This window comes from Pseudoalteromonas qingdaonensis, assembly GCF_038739665.1.
Taxonomy (GTDB): Bacteria; Pseudomonadota; Gammaproteobacteria; order Enterobacterales; family Alteromonadaceae; genus Pseudoalteromonas; species Pseudoalteromonas qingdaonensis.
This window is the reverse complement of record NZ_JBCGCU010000003.1, coordinates 209,615-227,345: the sequence shown is the minus strand read 5'-3', so window position 1 is coordinate 227,345 and position 17,731 is coordinate 209,615. Positions and strand designations below refer to the sequence as shown.

Annotated in this window: 15 protein-coding genes; 4 read left to right on the top strand and 11 right to left on the bottom strand. The window is 50.1% G+C overall.

What is annotated here, in order from left to right; genetic code table 11:
- Nucleotides 1-78: 78 nt before the first annotated feature.
- The 3 genes from nagA to WCN91_RS04720 form a co-directional block, all read right to left on the bottom strand.
- Entirely contained in the window at nucleotides 79-1,200 is a 1,122-nt protein-coding gene (gene nagA / locus WCN91_RS04730) for an N-acetylglucosamine-6-phosphate deacetylase (RefSeq protein WP_342676787.1), read from the bottom strand.
- Between the two features lie 33 nt (nucleotides 1,201-1,233).
- Nucleotides 1,234-1,578, bottom strand: a complete 345-nt coding sequence (locus WCN91_RS04725; protein WP_425416008.1) for a hypothetical protein — start codon at nucleotides 1,576-1,578, stop codon at nucleotides 1,234-1,236.
- A gap of 191 nt (nucleotides 1,579-1,769) precedes the next feature.
- Nucleotides 1,770-2,744: a transposase gene (locus WCN91_RS04720; protein ID WP_342676785.1), complete on the bottom strand. Its 975-nt coding sequence runs from the start codon at nucleotides 2,742-2,744 to the stop codon at nucleotides 1,770-1,772.
- 254 nt (nucleotides 2,745-2,998) lie between these two features.
- Here WCN91_RS04720 and WCN91_RS04715 point away from each other — a divergent pair, with 254 nt between their 5' ends.
- Both WCN91_RS04715 and WCN91_RS04710 read left to right on the top strand, forming a co-directional pair.
- Complete coding sequence (locus WCN91_RS04715; RefSeq protein ID WP_342676783.1) at nucleotides 2,999-3,622, top strand: hypothetical protein; 624 nt, start codon at nucleotides 2,999-3,001, stop codon at nucleotides 3,620-3,622.
- A complete protein-coding gene (locus WCN91_RS04710) occupies nucleotides 3,615-4,376 on the top strand; it encodes a DUF3307 domain-containing protein (protein WP_342676781.1) in 762 nt (253 codons plus the stop codon). Before WCN91_RS04715 ends, WCN91_RS04710 begins: the two co-directional genes overlap by 8 nt.
- A gap of 66 nt (nucleotides 4,377-4,442) precedes the next feature.
- Here WCN91_RS04710 and WCN91_RS04705 read toward each other — a convergent pair whose 3' ends face one another.
- The 3 genes from WCN91_RS04705 to metE all read right to left on the bottom strand — a co-directional run bounded on the left by WCN91_RS04705 (nucleotide 4,443) and on the right by metE (nucleotide 8,950).
- Entirely contained in the window at nucleotides 4,443-5,282 is an 840-nt protein-coding gene (locus WCN91_RS04705; RefSeq protein WP_342676779.1) for an isopenicillin N synthase family dioxygenase, read from the bottom strand.
- 230 nt (nucleotides 5,283-5,512) lie between these two features.
- A complete protein-coding gene (gene pyrC / locus WCN91_RS04700) occupies nucleotides 5,513-6,556 on the bottom strand; it encodes a dihydroorotase (protein ID WP_342676777.1) in 1,044 nt (347 codons plus the stop codon).
- A gap of 120 nt (nucleotides 6,557-6,676) precedes the next feature.
- Nucleotides 6,677-8,950, bottom strand: coding sequence for a 5-methyltetrahydropteroyltriglutamate--homocysteine S-methyltransferase (gene metE, locus WCN91_RS04695; RefSeq protein WP_342676775.1), 2,274 nt, complete (start codon nucleotides 8,948-8,950; stop codon nucleotides 6,677-6,679).
- Nucleotides 8,951-9,251: 301 nt separating this feature from the next.
- On the opposite strand from metE, the gene WCN91_RS04690 reads away from it, so the two are divergent.
- Complete coding sequence (locus WCN91_RS04690; protein ID WP_105200456.1) at nucleotides 9,252-10,142, top strand: LysR substrate-binding domain-containing protein; 891 nt, start codon at nucleotides 9,252-9,254, stop codon at nucleotides 10,140-10,142.
- Between the two features lie 210 nt (nucleotides 10,143-10,352).
- Here WCN91_RS04690 and WCN91_RS04685 read toward each other — a convergent pair whose 3' ends face one another.
- The gene (locus WCN91_RS04685; RefSeq protein WP_342676772.1) at nucleotides 10,353-11,105 is read right to left on the bottom strand and encodes a Nif3-like dinuclear metal center hexameric protein; all 753 of its coding nucleotides are present in this window, start codon (nucleotides 11,103-11,105) and stop codon (nucleotides 10,353-10,355) included.
- Between the two features lie 162 nt (nucleotides 11,106-11,267).
- Here WCN91_RS04685 and WCN91_RS04680 point away from each other — a divergent pair, with 162 nt between their 5' ends.
- A complete protein-coding gene (locus WCN91_RS04680; RefSeq protein WP_342676770.1) occupies nucleotides 11,268-11,642 on the top strand; it encodes a hypothetical protein in 375 nt (124 codons plus the stop codon).
- A gap of 147 nt (nucleotides 11,643-11,789) precedes the next feature.
- On the opposite strand, the gene prpF is transcribed toward WCN91_RS04680, so the two are convergent.
- From prpF to prpB, 4 genes are all read right to left on the bottom strand, one after another.
- Nucleotides 11,790-12,962 (bottom strand): 2-methylaconitate cis-trans isomerase PrpF, encoded by a 1,173-nt coding sequence (gene prpF, locus WCN91_RS04675; RefSeq protein WP_342676768.1) that lies wholly within the window; start codon nucleotides 12,960-12,962, stop codon nucleotides 11,790-11,792.
- 56 nt (nucleotides 12,963-13,018) lie between these two features.
- The gene (acnD, locus tag WCN91_RS04670) at nucleotides 13,019-15,610 is read right to left on the bottom strand and encodes a Fe/S-dependent 2-methylisocitrate dehydratase AcnD (RefSeq protein ID WP_342676766.1); all 2,592 of its coding nucleotides are present in this window, start codon (nucleotides 15,608-15,610) and stop codon (nucleotides 13,019-13,021) included.
- A 77-nt stretch (nucleotides 15,611-15,687) separates the two neighbouring features.
- A complete protein-coding gene (prpC, locus tag WCN91_RS04665) occupies nucleotides 15,688-16,812 on the bottom strand; it encodes a bifunctional 2-methylcitrate synthase/citrate synthase (RefSeq protein ID WP_342676764.1) in 1,125 nt (374 codons plus the stop codon).
- A gap of 35 nt (nucleotides 16,813-16,847) precedes the next feature.
- A complete protein-coding gene (prpB, locus tag WCN91_RS04660) occupies nucleotides 16,848-17,726 on the bottom strand; it encodes a methylisocitrate lyase (protein ID WP_342676762.1) in 879 nt (292 codons plus the stop codon).
- Nucleotides 17,727-17,731: the final 5 nt, after the last annotated feature.

The following is a 17,731-nucleotide window of genomic DNA, read 5'->3' as shown; positions in this document are numbered from 1 at the left end:
TACTTGCCTACCCTCATTTCTGGTTGGGCACAATAAAAAGCCCCGCATTACTGCCTGCGGGGTCTTCAGGGATTAACCTTAAAGCAAGTGCCCACCTAGGTAGGTTGCCTGTGCCTGCAGTTGCTCGTCAAGCACCACAAAGTCCGCATCAAAGCCTTCCAGCAGACGCCCCTTACTGTGCTGTAAGCCCAGGTATTGCGCCGGATAAAGGGAGGCCATTCGCAGCGCTTCGCCCAAACTGATGTCCAGGGTATTAACCGTATTACGCACGGCGCTGGCCATATCGAGCACACTGCCCGCCAGCTCACCTGTGCTGGAATTCAAACGGTCACCGGTACGGTACACCTTGCGACCATCGAAGAAGTCAAACTCGGTGACGTCTGTGCCAACCGGCGGCATGGCATCTGTCACCAGCATGATTTTGCCGCGCTGCTTGGTACGAATAGCCAGCTTGGCGGAGTCTGGATGCAGATGATGACCATCCACTATTAGCCCGCACCAGCTATTGTCATGCCAAAGGGCCGCACCCACCACACCGGGCTCGCGGGAGGTAAAAGGTGACATGGCATTAAATAAATGAGTGAAGCCATCGGCGCCGGCATCGAGAGCCGCCATGGTGGTGGCATAATCCGCATTGGTATGGCCAAGAGAAACTTTAACATCCATGGCCACCAAACGCTTGATGTCGGCAGTGCTGACATGCTCCGGTGCCAGGGTGAGCATTTTCAGACCCAGATCGTCACGCTCGTAAATGGCCATTTCTGCGGCACTGATAGGCCGGATAAACTGCTCACTGTGAGTGCCTTTTTTGGGTAAACTCAGATGCGGACCTTCGAAATGGACGCCAGCAATGCCCGGCACCTGAGTGCTAATAGCCTGTGCAATGGCGTCGGCGGCTGCGCCCATCACCTTAATATCATCTGTGATCAGGGTCGGCATCATGGCCGTGGTGCCAAATTGACCGTGCGCCTGCACCATCTTCTCAAGACAGGCAAGGTTAGGCTCGGCATTAAAAAACGCCCCGCCACCACCGTTGACCTGAACATCGATAAAGCCAGGTACCACTAAGCCTTCAAGTCGAGTGGCTTGTTCTTGTGGTGATGTCAGGAAATGCGATTTTCCCGCACGCGCCTGAAAATAGACGTCTGTTAAAAAGCGTTCACCATCAAATAAACGCTGGGCATGGAAGGTTGTATTCATTGTATTTATAACCTTAGAGTCTGTGGTGCCGATTTATTCCTGTGCCAACGACTGCTGTGCAAAGTAAACCGCACCTAATTCCGGTGGCTGTTTGGGTGGTGCGACACGCGCTGCAATATCCGCATCCAGCCACGGCTGTAAAGGCTCTGCCAAGCCGCCAATCATGGACAAACGCGGCGGCTCGAGTGCCAATAAACGCCTGGCCATCATACTGATATAGCGGGCACCGTCTTTGACTATTTCGCTAGCGAGGGGATCGCCCTGTTGCGCCGCATCCAAGACCATACGTGCTAATTTAGCATAACTACTTGAGGGTTGGCCTGCCCTTTGTTCGGCAATCACTATCGCCGATTTCGTATTAACAAATAAACAAGACACCCACTTTAAAAATTGAACGGTACAACGAAAAAAGGGAAATGCACTTTAAAACAAGTGCCGCTCAGTAAGAGCGTGTTTTGGTGATTTTCCTTTCGTTTTTATCATTTTCGTGAATTTGAGTCGTGCGTAGCCCGCACTTTGTGCATGTAGTAGGAGATTGGTAGGATAAAATGGTATTTAAGTGAACAAAGCTAAGCAAACAGAGCTTGGCTGTTGCCTAAATCCACACGTCGCTTTCGGTGTTGGTGCTGACAGTAGGTTGTTAAGGCTTGCTCTTTACCCACCGCACCGTGAAATACCTTGGTGAATGAGGTTGTTAGAGCCAACCAATTTGTAGGGCAAATATCGAGGCGCTCAAGTATGGGGGCTGCGTCAGATGAAATATGGCCAGGCTTATCTTCGCGCATACAGCGCCCTGTCCATTCAATCAGATCTAAGTAACTCTGTAGCTCAAAAGGTAACCCCTTAGGCATATTTTTGCGTGGATTACCAACAAAGGACATTAAGGTAGTGGGTTGCTGCCCCTTCTTTGCTGATGCGATTCTGGTTTTCACGCTGGTATAGTCGGATTGTTCGGGTAAGTCAGCGGCATTTGCTCGAATAGGGTTTAAGTCCACATAGGCTAAGCAGGCCACTAGGGCTGCTTCATCAAGAAGCGCTTGAGATTTAAAGCGCCCTTCCCAAAAACGGCCGGTACACTTGTCTTCACGATTGGCTTGGCGGGCAATTCCTTCATTGAGTACGCGCATAAACCAGCTGATATCACTGAGCCGCTCCCGATAAATCCTGATTCGACCTTGTAGGGCAGTAAACTCGGCCGTATCTAACGACTCTCCTTGCAAAAAGCGCTGGCTGAGCGCAGTGCCTTTAAATAGTTTATGCCACCGTAGCAGAATCGCCTTATCAGTTAGGTCCTGGGATTTACTCTTATCTACATGTAGTACCACATGAGTATGATTGCTCATTACTGCATAGGCACAGACATCTATACAGAAAACACAGGCCAGCTGCAGCAGTTTACTTTCAACCCAATCGCGGCGATGTTCATAAGAGCGGCCGGTCAGTGCATCTATACCACATAAAAAAGCACGCCGAACACAACGAGAAATACAGTGATAATAGGGGGTATCAACCAGACTGATTTGGTTTTTACGAGGCGTTGCCATGACCCACTCCTCCTTGAGTAGCACCTTCAAAGTGTAGCTAAAGGATCTTGAAGTGTGAAATATTGGAATGGGTGTCTGAGTTATTGCTTAGTTATTGTTCGTTATTGTTGGGTCCGGAAGTGTGAAATCTTAAAGTGGGTGTCTTAGTTAGTTTTTCTTGTACTATTAAGGGGGGGTAACTATATTTAGTTACAAATAAAGATGTAACTATTTTTAGTTACTTTTAGCCAAGTAACCGAACTGCACGGAGATCTATGTCCACAGCCAATTACACTGTACTGAGCGGCGATATTGTCGGCTCCAGCGAGCAGGCGGGCGCACAATACGACGTTCTGCTTTATACCCTGGAGCAAGGCTTGCGCGCCCTGTGCGAGCGCTTTGATGGGCACTTCAATATTTACCGCGGCGATGCGTTTCAATGCATTCTTGGCAAGGCCCCTGTACCTTTACAGGCGAGCCTGATGTTGCGCCTTTATTTGCGAAGCCATGCCCTTGATGCCCGTATTAGCGAAGCTATAGGGCCCATTGATAACTATCGCCAGGATGTAAAAACCGCCACCGGCGCCGCCCTATTACTCTCCGGCAAGGGACTGGATACGATTAAAAACAAGCGCCTGAGCCTAAGCCTCTATCAAAGGCCCTTGAGCGCCAGCTTTGCCTTAAACATCCGCTTTGTGGATCACCTACTCACGCACACCAGCCAAAAGCAGGCCCAGGCCCTGTATTGGTATCACTGGCTGGAACATCAAGATCATGCCGCCATCGCTGCTCAAATGGGCAGCTCACGAGCCAATGCCACCAAATTGCTCAATGCCGGGCAGTATCATTTGCTCGATGAATTTCTCGCGGTCGCCGCCAAGGAGTGCACACATGAATGAGCAAATCGCCCTGTTACTGGGGCTGTTGTTGGCCCATGTGGTCGCCGACTTTTTCTTGCAGCCCTTAAGCTGGGTTCACCAGCGTAATAAACGCCATTTTAAATCCCCTAAGTTGATGTTGCATACACTAGTGCACGGCGTGCTGAGCGGTGCCTTATTGTGGGCCTGGGAGTGTTATTACGGCCTCGGTGATTGGCTCCCTATACTGGCGGCCACCGCGCTTATTATGACCAGCCACTGGTTGATTGATGTCGCCAAATCCTACAGCAACCGTGGCTTTGTGCCCTTTATTATCGACCAAGGCGCGCATATTCTTATTCTTGTAGCGCTAAGCTGCTATTTAACGGATGCCGATACACTCGGCCTGTGGTTTAACGCTCAGCTGATGCACAGTAATACTTATGTGCTGCTGCTCGCCTATTTATTAGTGCTTAACCCCAGCTCTGTGGCCATTCGTATGCTGCTTGAGCGCTGGCACCTGCCTGCCAGCATCGCCGGTGATAAGAGAACAACGTTGCCACAAGCCGGGCACAGTATTGGCCTGTTAGAGCGCCTGCTTATGCTGACCTTTATCCTAATCGATGAATTAGCTGGAGTGGGGTTTGTGCTTGCCGCCAAGTCGGTCTTTCGCTTTGGCGATTTAACCAATGCCAAGGATAAGCAGCTCACCGAGTATGTAATGTTGGGGACTCTACTCAGCGTGGTGATCACGCTCGGTATCGGCCTGGCGGCCCGTGCCTTGCTGATAAGCTAAGCATTAAAAATGCCAAAACAAAAAAGCCCGTTTTTAACGGGCTTTTTTGTAATTACTCTATGAACGTTATTTTACGCCGAGTTCGCGCAAGCGTTCCTGCAAATAGCTGTCGGCGGTATAACGCTCAGAGAGCACCACATCTGGGCGCGGGTGCAAAAACAGGGGTAACGAGATACGTGACTTGGTCGAAGCCTTACCCGTTGGGTTAATTACTCTGTGAATGGTCGATGGGAAGTAACCACCGGATGCCTCTTGCAGCATATCGCCGATATTGATGATCAGGTTACCAAAGTCGCTTGGAACATCCAGCCAGCCACCCTCTTTGTTTTGCACCTGTAAACCTGGCTCGTTCGCAGCAGGCAGCACGGTCAGCAGGTTGATATCACCATGAGCGGCGGCACGAATAGCGCCCGGCTCTTCCTCGCCCGTCATCGGTGGATAGTGCAAAATACGCAGCAAGGTTTGCTCCGAATTTTTGATCATGTCTTTAAGGTCAATGGTGAACTTAGCCTGTACATCCGCCGGCGCATGGGCCTGCACCCAGCTTAGTAATTCGCTGGCAAACTCATTGGCCAAGCGATAATACTCACGAATTTTCTCTTCCAGTTGTTCAGGTACTCGGCCTTTAGGGTAGACATGGTAGTATTCTTTGATGTCTTTAACCTTGCAGCCTTTGGCCACTTCACTTATCTCGGGTGGGAAATAACCGTCCTGAGTTTGTTTATCAAAAAGAAACTCATGCTTTTGCTCTGAGTTAAAAAAAGCCTGCCAATCCTGATAAATTGACTCCACCAGCGATTGTGGGATCGGATGGTTAGTTAACACCCCAAAACCGGTATTGCGAAGCGATTCGACAAATTCGGCTGGCGCGTTCGGCGATTGATAGTCCACTGTAGGTAAGTGCATGGTTATTTCACCTGTTTGTTATAGCGCGAAAAGCACTGACTGTGCTTAATTTTAGCGCCAGAGCTTAGTCAAAGCCACTTTAGAACATAAGGACAATTGTCCGCTAAAGGCAGGGCTCTGCAACTTGCTTGCGGCAGATCAACACCCCGTCATCCATCTTGGCGGCTTATCCTTACAGGCATAAAAAAGCCCGATAACAAATCGGGCTTTTTCTAAGAGTGATCTAGAGCCTAGTCCTTAACCTGCCAATTCAGCATTTCACCGGCACAAATAGGAATGACCTTGTCTTCTCCCAGTGGGTAGCTTTGCGGCACTTGCCACGGCTCACGTACCAGGGTCACTGTATCCGTATTGCGGGCAATGCCGTAGAAATCCGGACCAAAGTGGCTAGCAAAGGCTTCAAGCTTGTCCAGGGCACCGGCCTGCTCAAAGGCTTCAGCATATAGCTCAAGTGGCGCGTGCGCCGTGTATGCACCAGCACAACCACAAGCCGCTTCTTTTTTGTCCTTAAGGTGTGGCGCCGAGTCGGTACCTAGAAAGAACTTGCTGTTACCACTGGTGGCAGCTTCAATCAGGGCTTCCTGATGGGTATTACGCTTAAGAATAGGCAGGCAGTAATAATGCGGACGAATGCCACCGGCAAGCATATGATTGCGGTTATAAAGCAGGTGATGCGCGGTAATGGTCGCCGCCACATTGGCCGATGCCGAGCTTACAAACTCAACCGCATCCTTGGTAGTGATGTGCTCTAACACCACTTTAAGCTCAGGGAAGTCCTGCACTACCTTTTTCAATTTGGTGTCGATAAAGACCTTTTCACGGTCGAAGATATCGATACTTGAGTCGGTCACCTCACCGTGAACCAACAACAGCATGCCCACTTCCTGCATGGCTTCAAGCACAGGGTAGATATTTTCAATATCGGTCACACCTGAGTCTGAGTTAGTGGTCGCGCCGGCTGGATACAGCTTGGCAGCAACGATTTTACCCGATCCCTTGGCTTTGCGAATTTCCTCAGGCGTGGTGTTATCCGTTAGATACAGCACCATCAGGGGTTCAAAATGCGCCTTTGGCCCCGCAGCCATAATGCGATCACGATAAGCTAGCGCCGTATCGGTACAGGTTGCCGGCGGTACCAGGTTAGGCATGATGATGGCGCGGCCAATATAGCGGCTGGCGTCTCTTACCGTGTCTTTTAGTTGCTCGCCATCACGAAGGTGAATGTGCCAGTCATCAGGACGAGTAAGGGTAATACGTTGCGGGGTATGTGTCATTGCGCTTATCCACTAGAAATTTTGTGTGATCTTATGAGGGAAGGCTGTGAAAGTAAAGGGTGAGAAAGGCTTAAAAAAGAGCGGACATTTATAACGTCCGCTCTTGTGTCACTCTTTTTGCTAAGCGCTTAGCTCTTGGCGTAGCTCCTTGGTGGCAATGACCATGTTTTGCAGGGCCTCACGGGTTTCCGGCCAGGCGCGGGTTTTCAAGCCGCAATCCGGGTTCACCCACAGACGCTCAACCGGAACTTTCGCTGCCGCCTTGTGGATCAAGTCCTTGATCCACGTAACCTCGGGCACATTCGGAGTATGGATATCATACACCCCAGGGCCAATATCATTGGGGTAATCGAAGTGCTCAAAGGCATCAAGCAATTCCATATTAGATCGCGATGTTTCTATGGTGATCACATCCGCATCCATGGCGGCAATGGCGCCAATAATGTCGTTAAATTCGCTATAACACATATGAGTGTGAATTTGCGTGCTGTCATCAACGCCACTGGCCGATACACGGAAGGCATAGGCCGCCCAATCAAGGTAACTCTGCCACTGGCTGGCTTTAAGTGGCATACCCTCGCGAAACGCTGGCTCATCGATTTGAATTACCTTAATGCCGCCATCTTGCAGATCCACCACCTCATCACGCAGTGCCAGAGCGATTTGATTGGCGATAGTCGGCTTATCCAAATCATCGCGCACAAAGGACCAGAATAAAATGGTCACAGGACCCGTAAGCATGCCCTTCATATGCTTGTCGGTGAGCGACTGGGCATACTGGGTCCATTGTAATGTCATAGGCGCGGCGCGAGACACATCACCCCAGATCAAAGGCGGCTTCACACAGCGGGTGCCATAACTTTGCACCCAACCGAACTGGCTAAAGGCAAAACCATCTAGCAATTCACCGAAGTATTCGACCATGTCGTTACGCTCCGCCTCACCATGCACCAATACATCTATATCCAGTGCTTCTTGCTCACGCACCGCATATTGAATTTGTTCCTGCATCTGTTGCTCATAAGCCTCGGCACTTAACTCCCCAGCCTTAAAGTCGCGACGGGCTTTACGAATATCCGATGTCTGCGGGAAGGAGCCAATAGTAGTGGTCGGCAACAGTGGCAATTGCAGGGCCACTTTTTGTGTTTCAGCACGCAGCGCAAACTCGCTGTGACGTTGACCGTGATCGGAACTTAGTTTTGCCACACGCTGCTGCACTTGCGCATTGTTTACTCGGCTTGAAGTACGGCGGTTTTTCACCGGTGCACTATAAGCGTCGATATCTTGCGTATTACTGCGCTCCAGAGCCACTTTTAGCAAATTAAGCTCTTCGCCTTTTTGCTTGGCAAAGGCCAACCAGCTTTTCAATTCACCGTCCAGTAGTTGCTCTTGCTCCAAGTCCACCGGGGTATGCAATAAAGAGCAAGATGGCGCCAGCCACAGTGAATCACCACGCTGGGCAGCAATTTCTTGCACCTGCTCATAGATGGCACTGAGGTCGGCACGCCAAATATTACGGCCGTTGATCACCCCAAGAGATAACACTCGCTCTTGGCCAAGCGCCGCATTCAGCGCTTCGATATTCTGCGGTGTAGCCACCAGGTCGAAATGCGCACCATCAAGGGCATACTCGCTGATATCTTTTAAGTAGCTGCTCACCTCATCAAAATAGGTGGCCAGCAACAACTTCACGCCTTGGTCGGCTAGTGCCGCAAAACTTTGAGTTAAAGCGCTGCGGTAGTGCGTATCCAGCTCCAAGGCCAAAATAGGTTCATCGATTTGCACCCACTCCACTCCTTGTGCCGCCAATTTGGCCAACACCTGTTGATACACAGGCAATAGATGCTCTAACAGGCTCAGCTTGTCGAACTCTTCCCCAGCGCACTTGGCCAGATACAAATAAGTCACCGGACCAACCAACACGGGCTTAACCTTATGCCCTAAATTCTGCGCTTCTTCTACTTGCTCAAAAAGTTCGTTAAAGCTCAGGGCAAACTGCTGCTCAGCACTTAGCTCAGGCACAATATAGTGGTAGTTGGTATTAAACCATTTAGTCATCTCACTGGCGGCGCAGGCGCAGCCCGTTGGCGCACGACCACGGCCGATACGGAACAGGGTGTCCAGGGCATTGCTGCTGTCGCTTTGGTGGCGAGCCGGAATGGCTCCTACCAGCATAGAAGTAGATAACACCTGATCGTACCAGGCAAAATCGCCCACAGGCACAAGCTCTATGCCTGCTTCGCTTTGCATTGCCCAATTTTCCTGGCGGATTTGCGCACCGCGCTGGCGCAGCTCTTCCTGGGTAATATCGCCGGCCCAATAGGCCTCGATAGCAAATTTTAATTCGCGGCGTTTGCCGATACGGGGAAAACCTAAGTTATGTATAAGTGCCATGATGTAAATATCCATTTAGCTGTTTAGATGGCTAAACGTTACATCTCAGATCTTGGGGACACAAACGAAGCTTATTCACATTGTTAATGAATTAAATTCATATCAGCGCCTTGATTCGCCGCTGACAAAATTAAAGAAAAGAGAAAATAGACATTTTTCACAATGAATTTTATCTTTTAATAGCCAACTCAGTATAAAAGTGATAATTTTTTAGCCGTCTAGACTTTCATACATTTATCAAGCGCGGTTTAGTCGCAATCATTATGAGATATGTGACTGGCTTTTATGAGATTTACTAAAGATGATTGAAATTAAACACCTTAAAACCATAGCCACCTTGAAAGAAACCGGTTCTTTAGTGAATACCGCCCGAGAATTATTTCTAACCCAATCTGCTTTATCCCACCAAATCAAAGACTTGGAAAACAAGCTCGATTGTCAGCTGTTTGAGCGTAAAACCCATCCGGTACGCTTTACCCCTCAAGGCATGCTGCTGCTGGAGCTGGCGCAGGATGTGTTACCTAAGGTCGAAGCCACCAAATGCCGCCTTAAAGAAAGTTTAAATCAGCCTATTTCGCAACTGCGCCTAAGTGTGGAATGCCACGCTTGTTTTCACTGGTTATTGCCGACCATTAAAGAATTCAATAACTTCTGGCCAGATATACATGTGGATTATGAGCGCGGCTTTAGCTATGACGCCATTCCCGAACTACTTGATGGGGATTTAGATCTAGTCCTAACCTCGGACATTCGTGAGCCGGATCGCTTGGAATTTGCTCATTTGTTTGATTTTAAACTTAAGCTGATCGTGGCACCAGATCACCCCTTGGCTAATAAGGCGTATGTGACCGCCTTGGATTTAAAAGATGAAACCATCATCTCCTACCCCATCCCACGGGAGCGCCAGGATATCTTCAAACACTTTATCCAAAATGCCCGTTTTGATGGCACCTTAAAAACCGTGGATCAGGGTTTGTTGATTTTCCAATTGGTGAGTGCGGGTATGGGCGTGGCCGCCCTGCCGGATTGGCTGGTGACGCCTTATGAGGCGCAAGGCTTGATAAAGTCGATACCTCTGGGCGCCCTGGGTTTAAACCGCCCCATGTATTTGGCGATGAAAAAAGAAATGAAGGATAACCCGGTTTACCGCCACTTCCTCAATACCTGTAAGCAAAATAACAGCCGCAAATAAGCCAGTGCAACAACAGTAAAAAAGGAGCCCCTGGCTCCTTTTAATACCAATTCTGTTAAGTATGTGATCAGAGATAGCGCTGGATAAATGATGTGATAACAAGGCGGAATTTTTCTTATGTAGTTATTTTACATCGAAAAATTTCAACACAGTGAGCACGATATTTAGCCCGCAAGGGTGATTAGCTATTTAAGTGAATTAGTATAATCTTTATACCGGATTGTCGATGTCAATAAAGGTCACATCCAAGCCGAATTCATCCGCTAAGAATTCCCCCAACGCCTTAGCACCATAGCGCTCGGTAGCGTGGTGCCCGGCGGCAAAGAAATCTATGCCCTGCTCGGTGGAACTGTGAATGGTTTGCTCTGAGGCCTCGCCAGTCAGATAGGCATCCAAACCTTGCGCCGCCGCCAGGTCGATATAACCCTGCCCACCGCCGGTACACAGGCCTATGGTTTCAATCACATCCGAGCGCACCACAGAGCTAAGGGGCGTGCGCCCTAAAACGGCTTCAATGCGCTTGGCAAATTCATCGCCACTGACAGGCTCGCTGAGCTTACCCCACACCGGCACGCTGGTTGCGCCCGACTCCATGCCGCCTTGAATTTCAATGCCCAGTAATCTAGCAAGCTGAGCGTTATTACCTAGTTCAGGGTGCACATCCAGGGGTAAGTGGTAGGCGAACAGGTTAATATCTGCCGCCAGCAGCGCTTTTAGACGGCGTTTTTTCATGCCACTGATCACTTGCGACTCACCCTTCCAAAAGTAACCATGGTGCACAACCAGGGCATCGGCTTGCAGCTCAATAGCCTTATCAACCAGGGCCTGACTGGCGGTCACTCCGGTGACGATTTTTTTAATTTGCTCTGTGCCTTCAACCTGCAGACCATTGGGACAAAAGTCTTTAATTTGCTCCGGTGCCAGCTTGGCATTCAAAATAGCGAGTAGCTCGTTGCGTTTCATAATCACCTCATGACCTAATTTAGGCCTAAATTTTCCCGTCATTGGCAAAAAAAATAAAGGAAATTAGCTATTTCGCCACAAAAAATTGAAAATTACAGGACAAATGGGTATAAATATACACTTATAATAAAATTAACCTGCGTTAACGACTAGGATCTTTTGATGAGTAAACTAGACAAAACAGAAGTGTTAGCTGCTTTTGAAGCTGCGTACGAAGCTGCGAATGGCAAAAAGCCAGAAATCACCACCAAACCTGGCTGGTACAGCATAGACGGCGGCAAAAACATGCGCCTTGCTGAGGTAGCTGAACTTACTGAAGAGCTTACTGCTGGTAAAACAGAAACAGTCGCTAAAACAGAAGAAAAGGCTCCTGCTAAAGCAAGCAAAAAAGCGGCTCCTGCGGCAAAAGCAACTGAGAAAAAAGCTGCCTTTACTGTTGTGAGTGAAAACAAAGATGGTTTCACTGCCGAAGAATTTTGGATTAAAGAGCTTGCAGAGAAAGACCACGACTGTCGCCTACCGCGCGGTGTTGTGTAATACCAATTCACTTAAATAGCTAATCATTCTAGCGGGCTAGATATCATGCTCACTGTGATCACATACTTAACAGAATTGGTATAATTTAACTTCTGATTTAATGAAGAAAGCCGCTATTAACGGCTTTTTTTATGTCTTGTGCTTTGTTTAGTCTAATTCAGGCTCTGGCACACGTACCCAGCCTTCCATTAAACGTCGGGCACTACGGCTCATACTAACACTGTGCACATCAGCCTGACCATCAAGCATATTTACCGCTGCACCCACTTGCAGCGTGCCCGAAGGATGACCAAAGGTCAGCGACTGGCGTGCCACACCACCTGCAGCCAGGTTCACCAAGGTGCCTTCGATAGCAGCAGCTGTCGCTATAGCAACGGCGGCCGTACCCATCATGGCATGGTGCAGCTTGCCCATGGACAAAGCGCGAACCTGTACATCTATATCTGCCGCATCAATGCGCTTACCACTGGATGCCACATAGCTGCTTGCTGGTGCCACCATGGCGATTTTTGGCGTATGCTGGCGCGTTTTCGCCTCTTCAATATCGCTGATCAGCCCCATTTGCACCGCACCATAAGCACGAATACGTTCAAAGCGTGCTAGGGCCTGCTCATCATTATTGATATCGTCCTGCAACTCGGCTCCTGTGTAACCCAGCTCGCTGGCATTCACGAAAATAGTAGGGATACCGGCATTGATAAAACTTGCCTGTAGCTCGCCCTCGCCCGGCACCACAAGAGTATCAACCAGGTTACCCGTTGGCAGTACTGCACCATCACCGACAGGCGATAGGAAATCGACCTTCACCTCGGCAGCGGGAAAGGTCACGCCATCGAGTTCAAAGTCACCCAGCTCTTGTACCATGCCATCGCGCATAGGCACATGAGCAATGATGGTTTTATGAATATTGGCCTGCCAGATACGCACTTGGGTTATGCCATTTTCACAAATGCGTGACGCATCCACCAAGTCGTTATTAATGGCAAAGGCACCCACCGCGGCGGTTAGGTTGCCACAGTTGCCACTCCAATCAATAAAGGGCTTGTCGATAGCGACCTGGCCAAACAGGTAATCAACATCATGATCCGCTTTATCGCTTTTCGATAAGATCACCGTTTTACTGGTACTGGATGTCGCCCCGCCCATGCCATCGGTATGCTTGCCGTAGGGATCCGGGCTGCCGATAACGCGCAAAAGCAAGGCATCGCGATAGGCGCCCGGCTGTTGTGCTGACTCCGGCAAGTCATGCAGCGCAAAGAACACCCCTTTACTGGTGCCGCCGCGCATATAGGTTGCTGGTATTTTTAGCTGTTGTGTCATTATTAACCTCAAAAAAAGTGAGCGCCCATGACTAATGGGAGCCCACCTTTTACAATTTATACTGAGCCTTCAAGGAAGTCCTGAGCAAAGCGCTGTAACACACCGCCTGCACTGTAGATAGACAATTCCTCTTGGGTATCAAGGCGACATTTAGTGGTAATAGTCAGCTGCTCACCATTGGCGCGGGTGATCTGCACTTGCATATCCGCACCCGGTGCAGGCTCACCTAACACAGTGTAAGTTTCGCTGCCATCAAGGTTAAAGGTCTTACGGTTTTCACCCGCTTTAAATTCAAGTGGCAAGACACCCATACCAATCAGGTTGGTACGGTGAATACGCTCGAAACCTTCGGCGATGATCACTTCCACACCCGCAAGGCGAACGCCTTTGGCTGCCCAGTCACGGCTTGAGCCTTGACCATAGTCGGCACCGGCAACGATACACAGCGGTTGCTTACGCTCCATATAGGTTTCAATGGCTTCCCACATACGGGTTACCTGACCTTCTGGCTCAATACGCGCCAATGAGCCCTGCTTCACCTCACCGTTTTCATCGCGCACCATTTCATTAAACAGCTTCGGGTTTGCGAAGGTGGCGCGTTGCGCCGTTAAGTGGTCGCCACGGTGCGTGGCGTACGAGTTAAAGTCTTCTTCAGGCAGACCCATTTTCGCTAGGTACTCACCGGCCGCACTGCTGGCCAGAATGGCATTCGACGGCGACAGGTGGTCGGTGGTGATGTTGTCACCCAGCACCGCCAGTGGGCGCATGTCTTTCATGGTGCGCGGTGCCGCAAGCGCCCCTTCCCAATAAGGAGGACGACGAATATAGGTGCTCATTTCGCGCCAGTCGTACAATGGGTTGTTCTTTTCTCCGTAATCCACGTCTAAATCGAACATGGGTTCGTACACCTGACGGAAGTGCTCTGGCTTCACGCTCTTGGCGATGACCGCATCGATTTCTTCGTCGCTTGGCCATAGATCCTTCAGGGTAATAGGCTGACCTTGCTTATCATAGCCCAGGGCATCTTTTTCAATATCGAAACGAATAGTACCCGCGATAGCATAAGCCACAACCAATGGCGGTGAGGCCAGGAATGCCTGTTTAGCATAGGGGTGGATACGGCCGTCAAAGTTACGGTTACCAGAGAGTACCGCAGTCGCATAAAGGTCGCGCTCGATCACCTCTTGCTGGATTTTCGGGTCTAACGCGCCACTCATGCCGTTACATGAGGTACAGGCAAAACCCACCACACCAAAGCCCAGGGCTTCCAGCTCAGGAAGAAGGTTCGCTTCTTCTAAATAGAGTTTCACCGCTTTAGAACCCGGCGCCAGCGAAGTTTTCACCCAAGGCTTGCGCACTAAGCCAAACTTGTTGGCGTTACGGGCTAACAAGGCTGCGGCAATCACGTTACGCGGGTTAGAGGTATTGGTACAGCTGGTGATAGCGGCAATAATAACCGCGCCATCCGGCATCAGACCTTCTTCTTGCTCAATAGATTTCGCGATACCGCGGGCTTGCAAGTCCGCGGTTGCTAAACGGGCATGCGGGTTTGATGGACCGGCCAGGTTACGACCCACAGATGACAGATCAAAGCTTAATACGCGCTCGTATTTCGCACCCGTCATGGCATCGGCCCACAGGCCAGTCTCTTTGGCATATTGCTCAACCAGCTTCACCTGCTCGTCTTCACGACCCGTCAGTTTCAAATAGTCGATGGTTTGCTCATCGATATAGAACATGGCCGCCGTGGCACCGTATTCCGGTGTCATATTCGAGATGGTGGCACGATCGCCCAGAGTCAGATGCGAGGCACCCTCACCGAAGAACTCAAGGTAGCTGGAAACCACACGTTCTTTACGCAGGAATTCGGTCAACGCCAGTACGATATCTGTGGCTGTAATGCCCGGCTGCGGCTTACCCGTTAGCTCAACACCGATAATATCCGGCAGGCGCATATAAGAGGCACGCCCCAGCATCACGCTTTCGGCTTCAAGACCACCCACACCCACGGCGATTACGCCCAGCGCATCAACATGCGGGGTATGGCTGTCGGTACCTACTAGGGTATCCGGGAAGGCCACGCCATCACGTACCTGGATCACCGGCGACATCTTCTCCAGGTTTATCTGGTGCATGATGCCATTACCCGGCGGGATCACATCAACGTTTTTAAACGCGGTTTTGGTCCAGTTAATAAAGTGAAATCTGTCTTCGTTACGACGGTCTTCAATGGCACGGTTCTTCTCGAACGCGTCTGGGTCAAAGCCCGGTGCTTCGACCGCCAACGAGTGGTCAACGATCAATTGGGTTGGCACCACAGGGTTTACCTTGGCCGGATCGCCGCCTTTGGCAGCAATGGCATCACGCAGACCGGCAAGGTCCACCAGCGCCGTTTGACCTAGGATATCGTGGCACACCACGCGCGCTGGAAACCAAGGGAAATCATGCTCGCGCTTGCGATAAATAAGCTGCTCAAGGCTTTGCGTTAAATCGTCTGGGTTACAACGGCGAACCAAGTTTTCGGCAAGCACTTTAGAGGTATAAGGCAAGCCATCGTAGGCGCCAGGTTCGATTGCATCAACGGCCGCTCGGGTATCGTAATAAACCAGCTCTGAGCCCGGCAGCGTCTTACGGTATTGGGTATTCATAATCATCTCTACATTGCAATGGATGTGGTGCGCCAACGAATGTGCCGCACCGACAGGCAAGGTGGCTAAGCCGTGGCTTAGCGCTCGCTTAGCTCAGGTACAGGACGCGCTTCTGGACCGATATAACCCGCACTTGGGCGGATAATACGGTTGTTAGCACGTTGCTCTTTTACGTGTGCAGTCCAGCCCGTTACGCGACTCATTACAAAGATAGGCGTAAACAATTTGGTTGGAATTCCCATAAAATGATAGGCCGACGCGTGGAAGAAATCGGCATTACAGAATAGCTTCTTCTCGCGCCACATCACTTCTTCACAACGTACAGACACAGGGTAAAGCACATCATCGCCTACCTCTTGGGCCAAACGCTCTGACCATTTTTTGATGATCACATTACGCGGATCGCTTTCGCGGTAAATCGCATGACCGAAGCCCATGATCTTCTCTTTGCGCTCAAGCATGCCCATCAGCTCCTGCTCGGCTTCATCGGCATTGCTGAAACGCTCAATCAGTTCCATGGCCGCTTCGTTAGCACCACCGTGCAATGGACCACGCAGTGAACCGATAGCACCGGTTACACATGAATGAATGTCAGATAGGGTTGAAGCACATACGCGAGCGGTGAAGGTTGAAGCGTTAAACTCGTGCTCGGCATAGAGGATCAAAGACACATTCATCACATCGGCAAACAACTGCGATGGCGCTTTGTCGTGTAACAGATGCAGGAAGTGAGCGCCTACTGAGTCATCATCGGTTTCAACGTCAATGCGCACGCCATCATGACTAAAGCGATACCAGTAACAGATGATGCTTGGGAAAATAGCAACCATGCGGTCGATGGCGTCATTGGCCTGGTCGAAATCGGCTTCCATTTCCAAGTTACCCAACATAGAGCAACCGGTACGCATTACATCCATTGGGTGCGCATCTTTTGGAATGGCTTCAAGCACGGTTTTAAGTGCCGCCGGTAGGCCGCGCAGTGATTTAAGCTTGGCTTTGTATTCAATTAGCTCACCCGCAGTTGGTAGCTCACCGCGCGAAAGTAAAAAGGCCACTTCTTCGAACTGTACTTTATCCGCCAGCTCGCTGATATCATAACCACAATAGGTTAGACCCGAACCTGTTTTACCTACTGTACAAAGGGCTGTTTGACCCGCTTCTTGACCGCGCAGACCCGCGCCACCTAATGCTTTATCTACCATAATAATTCTCCTGAATTTTTCCTGTTGAAACTCGGTTACTTATTCTTGCCTTCGGCAAAAAGGGCATCGAGTTTTTGTTCGTATTCGTGATAGCCAAGATAATCGTATAGCTCCATACGAGTTTGCATGGTGTCTATTACGGCTTTTTGATCGCCGTTCGCTAGAATCGATTTATATACGTTTTCTGCCGCCTTGTTCATGGCACGAAATGCCGACAATGGGTAAAGCACCATGTCCACACCCCAGTCGCCTAGCTCTTTGCAGTTCCACAGCTCGGTTTTACCGAACTCTGTGATGTTCGCAAGGATTGGTACGTCTAAAGCGTCGGCAAAGGCGCGGTAATGCTCTTCGGTTTGTACCGCTTCGGCAAAGATACCGTCGGCACCGGCGGCCACATAAGCCTTGGCACGTTCAATAGCGGCTTCTAAGCCTTCTTGGGCAAATGAGTCGGTACGGGCCATGATGAAGAAGTCTGGATCAGTACGGGCATCCACCGCCGCTTTAATACGGTCGACCATTTCTTCAACGGGAACGATTTCTTTATTTGGACGGTGACCACAACGCTTTTGCGCCACCTGATCTTCAATATGTACCGCAGCGGCACCGGCTTTTTCCATATCGCGGATGGTCTTGGCAATATTAAATGCGCCGCCCCAACCCGTGTCAATATCCACCATTAGCGGTAAGTCGCAGGCTGAGGTAATACGCTGTACATCGGCAATCACATCGTTCAATGAGGTCATGCCTAAGTCAGGCAGGCCGTATGAAGCGTTGGCCACGCCACCACCGGATAGGTAAATGGCCTGGTGGCCTAGTTGTTTGGCCATCATGGCACAGTAAGCATTGATGGTGCCGACAATCTGCAATGGCTGATTGGCTGTTAATGCGTCTCTAAATTTTTTTCCTGCGGACATTGTAA

Excerpts from the sequence above, each read along its gene's own strand:
- WCN91_RS04685 (WP_342676772.1), bottom strand. The coding sequence starts at position 11,105 with ATGAAACGCAACGAGCTACTCGCTATTTTGAATGCCAAGCTGGCACCG.
- metE (WP_342676775.1), bottom strand. The coding sequence starts at position 8,950 with ATGGCACTTATACATAACTTAGGTTTTCCCCGTATCGGCAAACGCCGC.
- prpB (WP_342676762.1), bottom strand. The coding sequence starts at position 17,726 with ATGTCCGCAGGAAAAAAATTTAGAGACGCATTAACAGCCAATCAGCCA.
- WCN91_RS04710 (WP_342676781.1), top strand. The coding sequence starts at position 3,615 with ATGAATGAGCAAATCGCCCTGTTACTGGGGCTGTTGTTGGCCCATGTG.
- WCN91_RS04715 (WP_342676783.1), top strand. The coding sequence starts at position 2,999 with ATGTCCACAGCCAATTACACTGTACTGAGCGGCGATATTGTCGGCTCC.
- prpF (WP_342676768.1), bottom strand. The coding sequence starts at position 12,962 with ATGACACAACAGCTAAAAATACCAGCAACCTATATGCGCGGCGGCACC.
- WCN91_RS04705 (WP_342676779.1), bottom strand. The coding sequence starts at position 5,282 with ATGCACTTACCTACAGTGGACTATCAATCGCCGAACGCGCCAGCCGAA.
- prpC (WP_342676764.1), bottom strand. The coding sequence starts at position 16,812 with ATGGTAGATAAAGCATTAGGTGGCGCGGGTCTGCGCGGTCAAGAAGCG.
- pyrC (WP_342676777.1), bottom strand. The coding sequence starts at position 6,556 with ATGACACATACCCCGCAACGTATTACCCTTACTCGTCCTGATGACTGG.
- WCN91_RS04690 (WP_105200456.1), top strand. The coding sequence starts at position 9,252 with ATGATTGAAATTAAACACCTTAAAACCATAGCCACCTTGAAAGAAACC.
- WCN91_RS04680 (WP_342676770.1), top strand. The coding sequence starts at position 11,268 with ATGAGTAAACTAGACAAAACAGAAGTGTTAGCTGCTTTTGAAGCTGCG.
- acnD (WP_342676766.1), bottom strand. The coding sequence starts at position 15,610 with ATGAATACCCAATACCGTAAGACGCTGCCGGGCTCAGAGCTGGTTTAT.
- nagA (WP_342676787.1), bottom strand. The coding sequence starts at position 1,200 with ATGAATACAACCTTCCATGCCCAGCGTTTATTTGATGGTGAACGCTTT.
- WCN91_RS04720 (WP_342676785.1), bottom strand. The coding sequence starts at position 2,744 with ATGGCAACGCCTCGTAAAAACCAAATCAGTCTGGTTGATACCCCCTAT.